General features: G+C 46.9%; 13 protein-coding genes. 6 read left to right on the top strand and 7 right to left on the bottom strand.

The features are described from left to right. Window positions 1-112: 112 nt before the first annotated feature. Together Y696_RS05600 and Y696_RS05595 are read left to right on the top strand one after the other, a co-directional pair. Window positions 113-1,843, top strand: coding sequence for an ABC transporter ATP-binding protein (locus tag Y696_RS05600; protein ID WP_121509882.1), 1,731 nt, complete (start codon window positions 113-115; stop codon window positions 1,841-1,843). Between the two features lie 2 nt (window positions 1,844-1,845). After that, entirely contained in the window at window positions 1,846-3,789 is a 1,944-nt protein-coding gene (locus Y696_RS05595) for an ABC transporter ATP-binding protein (RefSeq protein WP_121509881.1), read from the top strand. Here the strand turns inward: Y696_RS05595 and Y696_RS05590 are convergent. Both Y696_RS05590 and Y696_RS05585 read right to left on the bottom strand, forming a co-directional pair. Next, window positions 3,786-5,261, bottom strand: a complete 1,476-nt coding sequence (locus Y696_RS05590; protein ID WP_121509880.1) for an MFS transporter — start codon at window positions 5,259-5,261, stop codon at window positions 3,786-3,788. The two genes, Y696_RS05595 and Y696_RS05590, sit on opposite strands and share 4 nt — an antisense overlap. A 1,943-nt stretch (window positions 5,262-7,204) precedes the next feature. Beyond that, window positions 7,205-8,299, bottom strand: a complete 1,095-nt coding sequence (locus Y696_RS05585) for a M24 family metallopeptidase (protein WP_099772257.1) — start codon at window positions 8,297-8,299, stop codon at window positions 7,205-7,207. A 248-nt stretch (window positions 8,300-8,547) separates the two neighbouring features. Between Y696_RS05585 and Y696_RS05580 the strand changes: the two genes are divergently transcribed. Genes Y696_RS05580 through Y696_RS05565 form a run of 4 tightly spaced genes read left to right on the top strand, consistent with a single transcriptional unit; the run spans window position 8,548 to window position 11,650 of the window. Continuing rightward, window positions 8,548-8,901, top strand: coding sequence for a class II SORL domain-containing protein (locus tag Y696_RS05580; protein ID WP_121509879.1), 354 nt, complete (start codon window positions 8,548-8,550; stop codon window positions 8,899-8,901). An 18-nt stretch (window positions 8,902-8,919) separates the two neighbouring features. Further along, window positions 8,920-9,078: a rubredoxin gene (rd, locus tag Y696_RS05575; RefSeq protein ID WP_006492825.1), complete on the top strand. Its 159-nt coding sequence runs from the start codon at window positions 8,920-8,922 to the stop codon at window positions 9,076-9,078. 53 nt (window positions 9,079-9,131) lie between these two features. After that, window positions 9,132-10,802 (top strand): 2-oxoacid:acceptor oxidoreductase subunit alpha, encoded by a 1,671-nt coding sequence (locus tag Y696_RS05570; protein WP_121509878.1) that lies wholly within the window; start codon window positions 9,132-9,134, stop codon window positions 10,800-10,802. After that, on the top strand, window positions 10,799-11,650 hold the full coding sequence (locus Y696_RS05565) for a thiamine pyrophosphate-dependent enzyme (protein ID WP_121509877.1): 852 nt from the start codon (window positions 10,799-10,801) through the stop codon (window positions 11,648-11,650). The genes Y696_RS05570 and Y696_RS05565 overlap by 4 nt, the downstream gene beginning before the upstream one ends. Here the strand turns inward: Y696_RS05565 and Y696_RS05560 are convergent. Genes Y696_RS05560 through Y696_RS05540 form a run of 5 tightly spaced genes read right to left on the bottom strand, consistent with a single transcriptional unit; the run spans window position 11,643 to window position 14,733 of the window. After that, on the bottom strand, window positions 11,643-12,320 hold the full coding sequence (locus tag Y696_RS05560) for a DUF554 domain-containing protein (protein ID WP_099772253.1): 678 nt from the start codon (window positions 12,318-12,320) through the stop codon (window positions 11,643-11,645). The two genes, Y696_RS05565 and Y696_RS05560, sit on opposite strands and share 8 nt — an antisense overlap. Further along, a complete protein-coding gene (locus Y696_RS05555) occupies window positions 12,314-13,102 on the bottom strand; it encodes an energy-coupling factor ABC transporter ATP-binding protein (protein ID WP_121509876.1) in 789 nt (262 codons plus the stop codon). Before Y696_RS05555 ends, Y696_RS05560 begins: the two co-directional genes overlap by 7 nt. After that, window positions 13,096-13,809: an ABC transporter ATP-binding protein gene (locus Y696_RS05550; protein ID WP_121509875.1), complete on the bottom strand. Its 714-nt coding sequence runs from the start codon at window positions 13,807-13,809 to the stop codon at window positions 13,096-13,098. The genes Y696_RS05555 and Y696_RS05550 overlap by 7 nt, the downstream gene beginning before the upstream one ends. Next, window positions 13,790-14,398, bottom strand: a complete 609-nt coding sequence (locus Y696_RS05545; protein ID WP_121509874.1) for a class I SAM-dependent methyltransferase — start codon at window positions 14,396-14,398, stop codon at window positions 13,790-13,792. The genes Y696_RS05550 and Y696_RS05545 overlap by 20 nt, the downstream gene beginning before the upstream one ends. Then, window positions 14,395-14,733 carry a histidine triad nucleotide-binding protein gene (locus Y696_RS05540; protein ID WP_121509873.1) on the bottom strand — a complete coding sequence of 113 codons (339 nt, stop codon included), beginning with the start codon at window positions 14,731-14,733 and terminating at the stop codon, window positions 14,395-14,397. Before Y696_RS05540 ends, Y696_RS05545 begins: the two co-directional genes overlap by 4 nt. Window positions 14,734-14,735 lie beyond the last annotated feature (2 nt).

The raw sequence follows: 14,735 nt of genomic DNA, 5'->3' as shown, positions 1-14,735 counted from the left end.
TTATACATTGGAGAGGAAAGACTCTTGAAATGCTTTTCGGAAATTCATCGCACTTTCCCCTGAAATGTTGTATGATATTAAGTTAGTTTAGCGGACTTGAGAGGCGATTGTTTTGATAAGAGACTTCTTGAAACACAACTGGCCAAGGTACCTCTATGGTTCAATCTTTCTTATTCTTGTCGATCTGCTCATGTTGGTTACTCCAAGAGTGATAGGAATGATTGTAGATGAGATCAGGGGTGGCGCCCAAGATCTTAACCTCGTCGGGCTATTGATACTGGCCGTGATAGGCGTAGCTTTTGGGCTGTTCATAACTAGATTGCTCTGGCGCATATTCATAATGGGGGCGGCTCGGAGATTCGAATACTATACTCGGAAGACCCTTTTCGAGAAACTTCTTACGCTTTCACCGACGTTCTACGACAAGACTAGAGTAGGCGACCTGATGGCCAGATTCACAAACGATGTCAACGCCGTTCGAATGGCTATGGGCCCGGCCATTGTAATGATCATAGATGCTGTCTTTCTGGTTACAGTCACAATCATCGCCATGGGACTATTCACGAACTGGAGTTTGACATGGATCTCGATTGCCCCTCTCCCAGCTCTCGCAGTTGTTTCGACGTTTTTCGGAAAGATGATCCATAAAAGATTCAAACTGGTTCAAGCTTCCTTTTCCGATCTAACCGATACGATAGAGGAATCGATTTCGGGTGTTCGCCTGATAAAGAGCTACGGTATAGAAGACCTGAGGAACGAGACTCTCACGGAAAAGTCGAATCTCTACGTAGACAAGAATATGAATCTAGTCAAAGTCTGGGGAATGTTCTTCCCTTTGACTCAGACCCTCTCGATGCTGGGCTCTGTACTGGCCACGCTGTTTGGTGGACGAATGGTAATACTCGGGCAGATAACTCTGGGAGAGTACATAACATTCACATCATATCTTGGAATGCTTGTCTGGCCTATGACCGCGTTTGGATGGGTTATAAACATCATCCAGAGAGGAAGGGCCTCCTACAGAAGGCTTATGGAAGTCCTTGAAGAAGAGAACAATATTACTACGAACGATCCAATCGAAGTTGTGAGCTTTGAGGGCCACGTCGTGATGAAGAACCTGACCTTCACCTATCCCACTGGTACAAGACCGGCGCTGGAAAACATTGATTTCGAAGTTAAACCGGACTCCAAGATAGCCATAGTAGGAACGACGGGATCCGGCAAATCGACAATGGCAAAGCTTATAGCTAGGCTGTATCCCGTTGAAGAGGGGATGCTTTTTATCGACGGTGTAGATATCAACAATCTTAGACCCGAAGTGATTAGAGACAACGTTGCGTATGTTCCACAGGAGACATTCCTCTTTTCAGAGACAGTAGGAAACAACATTCGATTCGGAAATATGGAGATCTCGGATGAAGAGGTCGAAAGGTACGCTAAGGTTGCCTCGATTCATGAAGATATTGAAGGTTTTAGCAAGGGATACAAAACCATTGTCGGAGAGAGAGGCGTAACGCTTTCCGGAGGTCAAAAACAGAGAATCTCGATTGCAAGAGCCCTGATTAAGGAGGCGCCTCTAGTAATTCTTGACGACTGTCTTTCCGCCGTAGATACCGAGACAGAGGCTGAGATTCTGAAGTCCCTTAAAGAATCCGAAATCAACAGGTCGATAATCGTTATTTCCCACAGGCTGAAGGCCGTTGTGGATTCCGACGAGATATATGTTCTCCATGACGGAAGAATCGTGGAAAAGGGAGCCCACGCGGATCTCGTAGAGGCCGGAGGGTTGTATCAGAGGATGTACGAGAGACAGATGCTCGAAGAAAAGCTCGAGGAGGAATAGTCGTGGCAGAAAACGTTTATAGCGAAATAGAAGAAAAACTCAAAGTTGAAGACTGGCGGGTAGTCTTTAGACTTTGGAAGTACACAAAGCCATACGTTCCTATTCTTATTCTCGCATTGGTTTTGATCGCTGCCTCGACGGCTCTCGACCTACTGCCTCCACTGCTTATGAGAAAGGCAATAGACGATTACATGGACAATCAGTATTCTCTCGTCGTTGTCGAGGAGGGCGATTCATACAGTTTTGTCCAGTCGGAAGAGGGTACCTTTTATCTTCAACAGGACGAGTCCGGAATGTATAGCGTTACCGATGGGACGACCACTTATCCAATTACCGAAAAGCAGCTGACCGAACTAAGAGTTGAAGATCTCAATGGGATAGGACAGATCGCAATTTTCATGAGTCTCATTCTCTTTTCGCTTTTCTTCGTCAATTATGGACAGGTCTACGCGACATCTTACATGGGGCAGAAGATCACGCACGGAATTAGAGTCGATCTCTTTCGACACCTGATCAGAGTCCCTATGAGATTCTTCGATACCAACCCCAGCGGAAGGCTTGCCACAAGGGTGGCAAACGATACACAGAATCTTGCGGAGTTCTTCACCAGTGTTATAACATCTATGGTGAAGGATGTTCTCTTACTAGGCGGAATAATCGTAATAATGCTCAACCTCTCGACGTATCTCGGCTTGATAACGGTGGCAATTCTCCCGGTGATTGCCGGCGCGATCTTTGTCTTTAGATATTTCGATAGAGTCGCATATAGAAAGGTAAGAACCCGGCTCGCAATAATCAATGCATTCCTTGCCGAACACATCTCCGGGATGTCCATAACGCAGCTTTTCAATCAAGAAGAGAGGAAGAAGAAGGAGTTCGACACCGTCAATAAGAGCCATTTCAAGAGCCTGATGGAGCAGCTATGGGTCTTCGCCATTTTCAGACCGCTGCTTGACCTCCTCTACTACGTAACGATAGCGATTGTTATTTGGTTCGGGGTGAAGAGCATTATTGGAAATACTCTCGCCTTCGGAGTACTGGTAGCCTTCATCTCATATATCGACATGTTCTTTCGGCCACTTCAAGACATCGCAGAGAAGTACGACATCGTGCAGAATGCAATGGCCTCTGCAGAGAAGATCTTCAAGTTGATGGACGAAGAGGAAGAGAAATATAATTCGAACGAGTCAGGAGTCAAATCACTCGAAGGCGCGGTAGAGTTTGAAAATGTAACTTTCGCATACGACGGGGAGCACAAAGTTTTGAAAGATATAAGCTTTTCGGTTCGTCCAAAAGAAAAGATCGCCTTCGTCGGAGAAACCGGCGCAGGAAAGACTTCAATAATAAGTATCCTCACAGGGCTTTACAAGATTCAGTCGGGGAAGATAAAGATAGATGGCAGGAACATCTACGATTACAACCTTCAGAGTTTTCGAAAGAAAGTCGGCGTTGTTCTCCAGGATGTGTTCCTCTTTTCCGGGAGTATTCTCGACAACATACGCCTCTTCGATAAGACCGTCAGTAGGGAAAAAGTGATCGAAGCGGCGAAGTACGTTTATGCACACCATTTCATAGAGCGTTTGCAAGACAAGTACGACACAGTTATTCTGGAGAGAGGCGGAACGCTCTCGGCCGGTGAAAGACAGCTGATAGCTCTTGCAAGGGCTGTAGTTTTCAATGCTGATATTCTTGTTCTCGATGAAGCCACTGCAAACGTCGACACGGAAACAGAGGCGCTCATTCAGAAGGCTATGGAGAGGATATCAAAGGAAAAGACAATGATCACGATTGCCCACAGACTTTCGACGATCAGAAATGCGGACAGAATCATGGTGATTCACAAGGGCATGCTTGTAGAGTCGGGAACACACGAGGAGCTGCTTTCAAAGGGCGGAATATACTCGGATCTTTACAGGCTTCAGTATGAACTGGGTGATATCGCCTAGGAGTCAGAGCGTTCTTCGTGATCGCTGTCATCTGTTGTCTCTTCAGGTTCTACCCCTTCAATATCGCTGAGGTCAATCATTGAGCTGGGCAGGTCGAGTTTCAAAGGCTCGGCTTCTTCTCTCTTCTTCCTCGATCTCAGTTGAAGGACCGGGAACTCGTAGGGCCTGGTGGCCATTCTTCTGCCTACCGTAGACATCGTGTTGAAGAAGACCTGAGTAACGGTCTTGATCTTAGGTGTCTGTACACGCCTAAGAAGAAGGAAAGACAAGAACCTAAACGATGCACCGACCAAAAAGATAACCTGGATACCAAAGAATTCCATTCCAAAAATCGTAATGCTCTTGCCCTTAAGATAAGAGGCTATGAATCCTCCCAGCAGTGAACCACCGAGAGCACCTATGCCGTTGAGAAAAGCCTGTACTGCAACGTACGACTCAACGGAGTAACCTCTAATCATTCCCATCATCATCGTGAAGAGACAGAGGTTTATTGCGCTCCAGACAACTCCAGTTACGATGGCATCTACCGGTAAGAGAAAGACCGCTGTTTGTGGAGTGACAAACACCCACATCAGTGCTAGACAAGTCGCCCCGAGAATCCCAAATTCCGCCACCGACTGATGACCTATTTGATCGGATATCTTTCCCCACAATACATACATCAGCATGGAAGTGAGAGAGGCGACTATGCTCAAAATGCTCAGATACGAGTAACTGACTTTAAGATTGACCAACTGATGGTATGCGTAAAATGGGCCCGAAATAGTTATCGCAAAATTCCAGACAAAGGCAAATTTGAGGTACTGCCTGAACTTGAGATTTGAAAATACCTCCTTGAACATTCGTCCACGGCCAAAGGTCTTTACGGGCGGTGCGTAGTGCATTTTCAAAAGGAATATTGTTGTTATCGCAAAGGCAGTAGCCATAGACGTCACAATAATGAATCCGAGAGAGCCTTCGTAACGGTCGAGGATCAATGAATACACAGGTGTGATCAGCATTGTGCTGAGTGAGAGAATCAGGTTCCTCCTACCGTAATACTTTCCCGTCGTTTCCGGATCAATCACGTCGCCCATTATAGATGCCCAGAACGTCCCCACGAGTGAGTTACCAAAGGCAACTAAGCCAAGAAGAACAAGGAGTAGTGACTGAGCTCTTATCCCTAAAGCAAGGGTAACTGGAATAAATGCAATAGGGATTCTACCGAGGAGCGCACTGAAAAGCAAAGCCTTCTTTCTGTCTTTAAACAGCTTCAAGACAAGAGGCGCGGCCAGCTGAACAAGCTGTGCCAGCGTTGGTAGAACGCCGATTATCGCTATTAGCATCTCCGACGCGCCGTATTCGAGAGCAAGTCCGGTAACGATGAAGCCCTGAGTTACAAGAAATGCGAGATTGAAGAAGGAGCCTTCAATAATCGCGAGTTTTCTTGTTCTTCTGTATTCGTGTTTGTTGTAGCCCAGGTAGTCGTCCATTATTGCTCCCGTCGAAAACAAAATGAAGTAGATTCATTTGAGAGTTTAACACCGAAAGAATCGTCCGTGTCGCTTTATCGAAACTGTTGCGTTTCATTTTTTAGAAGTGTCCAATAAACCTCGAAGCAACTGCGTTCAAGAAATGAAGCTATTACGAAAGGAAGAACAGGGTAACGATTGTAGGGTCTCGGGTTCGGTGAGATGATGATCTGCTAAGCAGAGGAAAGCGAGGTTAGTACCAAGAGGTCAGAAATACGAAGAGCGAGATTCTGAACCAAGTTCAGAATGACGTGAAGAGCGGGGTATCGATAACAGGGTATGGGGTCTCTGGTCTCGAGCCTTGGGTCTCTAGGTTGTGAAAAGAAACGGTTTGCTCTACAAGAAGTGCTATGGAGCAGTATGCAAAGGCTATCATCCTGTATAGGCTTTTGAAACACTCTCACTCTGTCATCCCGAACTTGTTTCGGGATCTAGGTGTTGATCTTATCCAAGGACGGGTCCATGATCTTGGACGGGGCGAAGGACGGGTCTTGTCAGCGTCCAGCGGTTCTTAGATCGAGATTCTGAACCAAGTTCAGAATGACGCAATGTGTCGGTTTCACGAAGCCCACTAGGGTTTCAGAGCACGAGCATGACTGAATGCGGCGTTTCCGAAATGACCACACATTGTCATCCCGAACTTGTTTCGGGATCTAGGCTTAGAAATACTGTGGTTATGAATTGCGGGTAGCTGGTTCTATAGAACTTTGGGAGAAAGATTCTGAACCAAGTTCAGAATGACGCGAAGGGTAGGGTATCGATTACAGGGTATGTGGTCTCGTGAAGAGAACGGCAACAATTCTGGTTTTCTATGCACCTGAGGAAGTTATCCCTTAGCGCCTTCAGGAGGTCCCACACATTGTCATCCCGAACTTGTTTCGGGATCTAGGTGTTGATCTTATCCAAGGACGGGTCCATGATCTTGGACGGGCGACGAAGGACGGATCTTGTCAGCGTCCAGCGGTTCTTAAATCGAGATGCTGAACCAAGTTCAGATGACGTGAAGAGCGAGGTATCGATTAAGGGGTATGGGGTCTGGTGAACATTCGGGTTTTCTATGCACCTGATGAAGTTATCCGTGCAGCGGGTTTGGGAAGTCCCTCACTTTGTCATCCCGAACTTGTTTCGGGATCTTTGTTTTGATCCTCTCGTCGAGAACGGTGGACCGTTGACGGAGAACGTAACCTTCAGCAGTGATCAGCGTATTTTAGCAAGCGTCCAGCGGTTCTTAGATCGGGATGCTGAAACAAGTTCAGATACTGAATGCGGCGTTTCCGAAATGACCACACACTGTCATCCCGAACTCGTTTCGGGATCTAGGTGTTGATCTTATCCAAGGACGGGTCCATGATCTTGGACGGGCGACGAAGGACGGGTCTTGTCAGCGTCCAGCGGTTCTTCCTAGATCGAGATTCTGAACCAAGTTCGGCATGACGCGAAGGGTAGGGTATCGATTACAGGGTATGGGGTCTGGGGTGGTGAAAAGAACGATCGACTCTGCAATTATCCTTTGCAGCCTGCGCTTATGAGCATCTCTTAGGTCATCCCGTTGAGCCTGCCCTGAAAAGACTCTGTTCAGGCAAAATGCACGGGATCTCGCATCTCTAAGAACCGCTCTTCGCTGGTCGCTGAACGCTAGGAAGAGCCATTACTGGCCGTGACTGAGCAAAAATAGGGACTGACGATCCTCTTTACGTCTTGCCCGGTTTCGCGTGTTATGCGTCTGCCCCTCTCCTCTTCTTGCTCTTCCGAAGGACGGGTTCATGGTCTTGGACGAAGGACCAAGGACGGCTCTTCCGCTCCTTAACTAACCAAGAGTCTGGACGCAAAGCGTCGGAACGAATAACCGTTCTTTTCTCACGGTCTTGCTTTTGAAGGACTAGGAACGTTTTTCATGGGGCGTGCTATATGATCATGATCCATGGTCTGTGGACCCTGAAGCTTTCGAGTCTGACTTTTACTTTCGGGAAGTCTTCTCCAAGCGTTAGAAATTCCGCCGTTCCGTCTGAATTGAGCAAAACGGTATCTTCGCTTAAAAGGCCCCCAATAAGTGGGTTCAGTACATAAGTGGCGGGATGTTTCATCGTGATCTGTGAATCGGGAGCGAAAAGAAAGGTGTTCTTTGTGTAACCGTTTGTGCCTCCCGGACTGTAATACGCTACCTCATCGGCAGCATTGAGAGAAGCATAAGCGTTTTTTATCTCCTCAAAGACCTCACCCATAGTTCTTGCTCTCATTATCGCTACAGCTCCTTTTGCCGCAATTCCAGAAGCCCTCTCGTGTCCTTGTTCAAGCTCTTGTGGGACTGCTCCGAAGTGGAAATATCTGCTCAAAGAAACTGAAAGCCCCTGCTTCCTGATCGTTGCTCTCAGCATGAGATATCTACTGATCTTCTTTGCAGTGGAGACTGGATAAGGCGATTTGGAGATTCTTTCGTCCGATGCTATGCAAAGAGTCGGTACTTCAAGTCCCGACTCGATAAATATCGCTCTAAGGACTTTCTCGACTTCCAGTTCGGTCATTCCCGGCTGGAGTTCAGGAGCAAATTCGCAGATGATGTTTTCAGTAAGTTTCCCTGTGACTCGCAGGCGCAGGATCTCTCTTTCACTAAGAAGTTGGGTTTTCTCATAGAAGCTCCTGCCAATTGGAACATAGTTCGAAGAGGAGAAGAAGAGATCACTATCGACGGCAACTTTCGAGAACTTACTGCAGATACTCCCAACAGATTCTACGGAATTAGAAAATCCATCAAAGCCCATAATCTCCACGTCTTTGGGAAGGACTTCGTCTCTGATTCTATCTATATCATATCTTGGGCACAGAGCAATTACCATTGAGTTTGTCACCAAAAGCCAGAAAGCAGCGAGTTCAGTGGAGATGTCAACTCTTGGGTCTACCTCACCTTCGAAGAACCACTGTATATTGGAATTTCTCGTGAACAATACTGCTTCAGCAGAGGCTTCATCGATATATGCTTTGACTATGTCATGTCTCGCCAAACAAACCCCTCCAGCGTTCTCTAAACCTATTCTATCAGAGGTAATGGGAAATCTATAGAAGAAGTCAAATTTCGCAGGCATTTTTGAGGTAAGGATAAACATTACTCCTAGAGGTTTTGGAAAGATTACGAAAGACTTCAATTATTAGCGATATGGTATAATTACTGTAATTTCTGTACGTGTTGTTCAGAGCAGCTCTGCAGTGATTGTTCTTTTTGTGTTCAGCTTTAGATAAAGGAGGGGATTTAATGGCAATTGGCGAGTATGTGAAGAGTGCTGACTGGAAAAGCGAGAAACATGTGCCGGTAATTGAGATTCCCGATTTGGTCAAGCCTGGAGAGGCATTTAATGTACAGATAACGGTTGGTAAGGAGATTTCACACCCAAATACTATCGAGCATCACATCAAGTGGTTTGATCTGTACGTAATGTACGATGATGGCCAGTTCTTGACTCATCTTGGCCACATCGAGTTCACTCCAGTTACAACACAGCCCACGGCAGTATTCAATGTGAAACTGGAGAAGTCAGGTTCGTTGATCGCTACCTCTTACTGCAACATTCACGGTCTCTGGGAGAGCAGTAAGAGAGTTGAGTTCTGATTAAGGAGGGGCGGCAAGATGAAGTACAGATGCACTATATGTGGCTATATTTATGATCCGGAAGTTGGAGACCCTGACAACGGTGTAGATCCCGGGACCACCTTTGAGGATGTCCCAGAGGATTGGGTTTGTCCCCTATGTGGAGCTAGTAAAGACGATTTCGAACCAATCGACTGAAATGAGGCGGGAGAATCACTCCCGCCTTTCTTTACCTCGACGGAGGTGTTAATGTGGGAGATTATGTAATAGCCCTTTCCGGTGAAGCCGGTCAAGGCCTGAATACTATTGGGGATATGCTTGCGCTAAGTCTCTTCAGAAATGGGTATTGTATCTTCACCGACAAGAGTTATCATTCAAGGATCAGAGGCGGCGAGTATGTGTACCGAATTCGAATTTCTGACTCTCCTCTGTATTCGATGAGACAAGAGTTCGATCTTATCGTCTCTCTAAGTAAAAGTACTACTATCTCACAGCTTCAGTACTTTCACGATGGGACGACATTGATATACGATTCCGATTCCGACCACGTGAATTCTAAGGACTTTGATTTCGAAGTCAAAGCAATGGGATTTCCTTTCAAGTCGATAGCCAAAGAAGCGGGAGAGCCGAGAGCCCAGAACGTCGTAGCCCTGGGTGGGATTCTCGGTCTTTTCAATGTCAAGAGGGAGATACCCTCGAAACTTATAGAAGAGACCTTTTCTGGAAAAGAAGAGATAATCAAAGCCAATCTCGAAGCGCTGAAGAGAGGTTACGATCTTTCATTGCCAATCGAGATTCCCCGGCTCGATGCACAGGAACATAATTACTACCTAATGAATGGAACAGAGGGAACCGGCCTCGGCGCAATCGCCGCGGGATGTAAATTTCTGGCAGCCTATCCGATGACCCCCGGAACCGGTGTTATGACCTTCCTTGCGTCTAACTCCGAAAAACATGGAATAGTAGTTGAACAGGCAGAAGACGAGATCGCCGCAGTGAATATGGTTATAGGAGGAGCTTTTGCAGGTGTACGTTCTCTTGTAACAACATCTGGAGGAGGTTTCGCATTGATGCAGGAGGGTGTATCTCTCGCCGCAATGACCGAGACTCCCCTGGTCGTGGTAGACGCTCAGCGTCCCGCACCGGCGACCGGCCTTCCCACGAGAACGGCGCAGGAAGATCTTCTTTTTGTAGTAAATGCAGGTCATGGAGAGTTTCCAAAATATGTGGTCTCGCCGCGGACACCTAAAGAGGCATTCGAGCTTACGGAAAAGGCTTTCTATATTGCCGATAAATATCAGATTCCTTCGATTATTCTTCTTACTGAATCGCTAGTAGATTCCTCGGCCACAATAGAGGCTCCCATTCACAAAGAGGAGTTCCTCCAGAGATTTATCACAGAAGGAAATGAGGAGTACCGCAGATACGAAATTACGGAGAACGGCGTTTCCCCAAGAGCGATACCCGGAGGGAAGGCAACTGTAAGAGTCGATTCCGACGAACACGATGAGGCGGGATACATAACTGAAGATCTAGAGATCAGAAGGAAAATGGTCGATAAGAGGATGAAAAAGATGGAGGGATTGCTCGGCGAGTTGTCCGCACCCGCGAAGTTCAACCTGGATGCTCCTCTGATTCTAGTTGGCTGGGGAGACAGCTGGGGCGCAATAGACGAGTTCGCCATGTCCAGAAAGGATATCGGATACGTACATTACTCCGAGGTCTTTCCTATCGATTCCTCTATAAAGGAAGAACTGGCAGGCAAAAAACTCTGCTCGATCGAAGGAAATTTTACAGGCCAGTTTGCGACTCTACTCAGATCGGTGACCGGTCTGCAGATCGAGCATGTAGGTCGATACGACGGACGTCCTATAAGCGCAAACTGGATTGAGAAAACTTTGAAGAAGGAGGGGATGATATGAGTTATCTAAGAGAAGTTGAACCTGCATGGTGTCCTGGATGCGGTAACTTTCCCCTCAGAATGAATCTCGCCAGTACCCTGGAGGAGATGGGAGTCGAAAAATCTCACTTCATTATGGTAACCGGCATCGGACAGGCGGCTAAGATGCCTCACTATCTGGAGATCAACTTTTTCAACGGTCTCCATGGTAGAAGTCTTCCGGTCGCTTTCGCGATAAAGGCTGTCAATCCCGAACTCACTGTTATTGCGGAATCCGGTGATGGTGACATGTACGGAGAGGGCGGGAATCATTTTATCCACGGTATTAGAAGAAACTTCGATGTCACTGTTCTGATTCATGACAATCAGATTTACGGGCTTACTAAAGGCCAGGGATCTCCTACAACGAGAAAAGGCCAGAAGACGAGTTCTCAGCTGCAGGGAGTGATAAACGAACCGCTGAATCCCCTTGCGCTGGCTATTGCTATGGATGCTGCCTTCGTTGGAAGGACCTTCATTGGAGACAAGGAGCACTTTCGAAAGGTTGTTTCGGCTGCGATAAAACACAAAGGCTTCTCAGTCGTCGATATAATGCAGCCATGCGTTACATTCAACAAGGTGAACACTTTCAAGTACTACAAAGACAGGCTCTACGATGTCCATGAAAAGGACACCAGCTATGATCCTACGAACAAAGTCAAGGCCTTCGAAAAGGCGCTTGAATGGGACGACAAGATCCCCATGGGGATCCTGTACATTAACGAGAAGCCAACATATCATGAGCTTCATCCCGTTTTGAAGAAGGGAGTTATCCTTTCAAAAGAGAGATCGTCAATCGATGTTCCTACTGAGCTAGAGGCCTTCAGGTAAAGAGAAGAGAGACCCAGGTTAGAACAGGTGAGAGGATCAGGGCCGGGAGAAAGTTGCCGACCCTGATTTCTTTTATCTCAAGTAGTCTGATTCCCAGTGCTAGAAGCATGAGACCACCGACTCCGGAGAAGTCTCCTAGATATAACGGATCCTGGAGGAAGGAAAGTACTCCCGCAAGAGAGACTAGACCTCCCTGCACGAGATACACGGCTGCCGCCGAAAGAAGTACGCCCTTACCAAGAGCTGCCGATAGCATCATAGAAGAGATTCCGTCCATCAACGACTTGATGAATATCAGTTCATTTTCGCCGGAGAGGCCGGCTTTCAAAGATCCTATTACAGTCATGGGACCCGCTACGAAGAGGACGGATGCCGTGATGAAGCCCTTTACGAAATTCTCGTCATCGTGCTTGTTTCCGGCAAGCCTGCCGATCTTTTCCTCTATATCCAGAGCTTCTCCCAATGCCCCGCCGATGATCAGACTTCCTAGAACAACGAGAACACTGTTAGTGTCTAGAAACATCTCTATTCCTAGACCCATCGTAAGAATTCCAATGACGTTGAAGAAGACCTTTCTATAACGGTCCTTCAGAAGTCTTCCTCCGAGCAATCCAAGTATAGAACCTATGATTACGGCAACTGTGTTTACAATGACAGATATATTCAGCATTTCTTTTCTCTCCTGACGAATTCGATCAGCTCTTCATCATTCTCGGGAAAAGCCTTGAAGCGTTTGTAGTAGTCTATCAGATACTTCTCCTTCTCTTCAAGCTGCCTATTATGAAGATTACTGTCGACATAGTCTTCTACTGTAACGAAATATTCAAGGCTGCCGTCTCTCAGATTCATTACATGAGTCGCCATATCCAGGAACTCTGCCGGCCAGTGTGTAGAGACAACTATTGTCTTTCCTAACCGGTACTCGGACAAAAGGAGGTTTCTTACTCTTTGAACGGCTCTATCATCCAGCCCCGATGTCGGTTCATCGAGGAGAAGAATCGCATTATCAAGCACGACCATCGATGCAATGGCAAGAAGCCGCTGCTCGCCCCCGGAAAGTGAAAAGGGAGTTCTAGAACTGAATTTCTCAAGGTCGAAGCCAATCACTTCGGTAATCGCCTTCAGTTTCTCAGTACCGTTCTTTCCGGCAGTCTTAAGGCCGAACTCCAACTCTTCCATTACCGTGGGATTGAAGAAACAATCCTCGGGGTATTGGAAGATCATTGAGCTCTTCGAAAAGAGATCTCCGTCTTCGCAGTGAATCTCGCCACCATCGGGTTCAATCAATCCGCAAAGAAGCTGAAGGAGGGTAGATTTACCGGACCCGGTCCTTCCCGTCAATATGACAAAGGAACTATCTGTAATATCAAAAGTGACCCTCTTCAAGGCGGAAACGTGAGTCCCCTTTCCATGACCTTTGTAGGTGAAGGAAACTTCTCTAACAGTCAGCATGAGACAGCAATCTCGAAGGGGATCGACATCCCCGACTCCTCGAACACGGTAAAGGAATTCCTGAGCTCTCTATAACCCCCATCGAAGAGTTTTCCCTTTCTTCCCAGAATTACGAATCTTTCACAGTTCAGGACTTCGGAAAACCTGTTAGTCGCAAAGAGCATCGACGTCCTCTGCGGAATAACCTTTTCAAGAGTCCGTAAAATCATGTCTCTATCATGCCTGTCCAGCATCGACAACGGTTCATCCAGCAGGAGAAGAGAGGGCTCAGATATGAGAGCGGCCGCAAGCGAAACCAGTTGACGCTGTCCTCCGGAGAGCGTCAGTATGTCCCTATCTACGATATTTGAGAAGCCAAATTCATTGACGAAGAGCTCTATCCTTCTACGCGACTCTTCCATAGAAATTGAAAGCGAGCGAAGAGGAAAGAAGAGATTTTCCCGAACAGTAGTACCGAAAAGCACGGTGTCGGGATTCTGAAAGACCATTCCAATTCTTCCGTTTATCATTCTTCTTCCCGATTCAAGTTTTTTCAAACCGGCTACAACTCTTAGCAAAGTAGTCTTTCCGGAGCCGTTCTTGCCTAGCAGAGCTATGCGTTCGCCCGGCCCAACCTCGAGGCTGAGGTCACAGAGTATCTCTTCATCGCCCGCTTTTACAGTTAAGTTTTCCAGAAGGAGAATGGCATCAGAACTTTCTGGAGACATAGACCCTAACACCGCCAGATTTTGTCGTGGTTATAACGTTTCCAAATGTCTCTCTCATAATCCCTTCAAGTCTTGAACCACCCTTGTTGTGGTACGCCACTATCTGAAGTAAGCCCCCTTCATTTAGAAACTCAGGAGCCTCACTTATCATCCTTTGCCATACTGCCTTACCGGCAGCTATCGGGGGATTTGAAAGAATGGAATCAAAGCTTGTCCCTTCCCAAGGAGAGAAGAGGTCGCCTTTGCGAATGTCCGCTAGAATATTGTGATCTCTCGCATTGATCTTTGAAAAGGTCAAGGCTCTGGTATTGACATCGCTCATGTAAAGCTTCAGATCTGGGTGTTCCAGTTTGAGTGTAATGCCTACTACGCCGTAACCACAACCCAGATCGAGAATACTCTCCTGACCTTCAAGAATGCAGTTCTCTATTAGCAAGAGTGAGGCTCTATCTGCCTTCCCAAAGGCAAACACTCCCTCGGGACTCCTGAATGTGTAAGAATGGCCGTTTCTAAGGCGAAGATAAACTGACCGGATGCTTTTCGGCGGTTCGGTCTGATCTGTATAGTAGTGTTGAAAGTCTTCCTTCATCCAAGTCTTCCCAGCTTTCTTCCTCCGAGTACGTGAAAGTGAAGATGTTCTACTTCCTGTCCGGAATCACTGCCCTGGTTGACGATTAGCCTGTAACCACTCGTCTTTATGCCCTTCAATTCGACTATCTGTTCTACGAGCTCAAAAAAGCTTCTCATGCATTCTGTGTCATACTTTGCCAGCTCTTCAAGACTCTTCATATGTTTGCGAGGCACTACCAGAACATGAGTGGGAGCAACGGGATTTATGTCGTCAAAGGCAACAAACCAGTCATTTTCCCCCACGAAACTACTCTTGATTTCTCCACTGGCAATCTTGCAAAATATGCAGTCCACCT

Origin of the sequence: Mesotoga sp. H07pep.5.4 (assembly GCF_003664935.1) — a bacterium.
In the GTDB taxonomy this organism is placed as follows: Bacteria; Thermotogota; Thermotogae; order Petrotogales; family Kosmotogaceae; genus Mesotoga; species Mesotoga prima.
Note: the sequence above shows the minus strand (reverse complement) of the source record. Positions and strands in the feature narration are given on the sequence as shown.

What these genes read in the sequence shown, in the direction of transcription:
- Y696_RS05590 (WP_121509880.1), bottom strand. Translation starts at nt 5,261, where the DNA reads ATGGACGACTACCTGGGCTACAACAAACACGAATACAGAAGAACAAGA.
- Y696_RS05580 (WP_121509879.1), top strand. Translation starts at nt 8,548, where the DNA reads ATGGCAATTGGCGAGTATGTGAAGAGTGCTGACTGGAAAAGCGAGAAA.
- rd (WP_006492825.1), top strand. Translation starts at nt 8,920, where the DNA reads ATGAAGTACAGATGCACTATATGTGGCTATATTTATGATCCGGAAGTT.
- Y696_RS05565 (WP_121509877.1), top strand. Translation starts at nt 10,799, where the DNA reads ATGAGTTATCTAAGAGAAGTTGAACCTGCATGGTGTCCTGGATGCGGT.
- Y696_RS05560 (WP_099772253.1), bottom strand. Translation starts at nt 12,320, where the DNA reads ATGCTGAATATATCTGTCATTGTAAACACAGTTGCCGTAATCATAGGT.
- Y696_RS05555 (WP_121509876.1), bottom strand. Translation starts at nt 13,102, where the DNA reads ATGCTGACTGTTAGAGAAGTTTCCTTCACCTACAAAGGTCATGGAAAG.
- Y696_RS05550 (WP_121509875.1), bottom strand. Translation starts at nt 13,809, where the DNA reads ATGTCTCCAGAAAGTTCTGATGCCATTCTCCTTCTGGAAAACTTAACT.
- Y696_RS05545 (WP_121509874.1), bottom strand. Translation starts at nt 14,398, where the DNA reads ATGAAGGAAGACTTTCAACACTACTATACAGATCAGACCGAACCGCCG.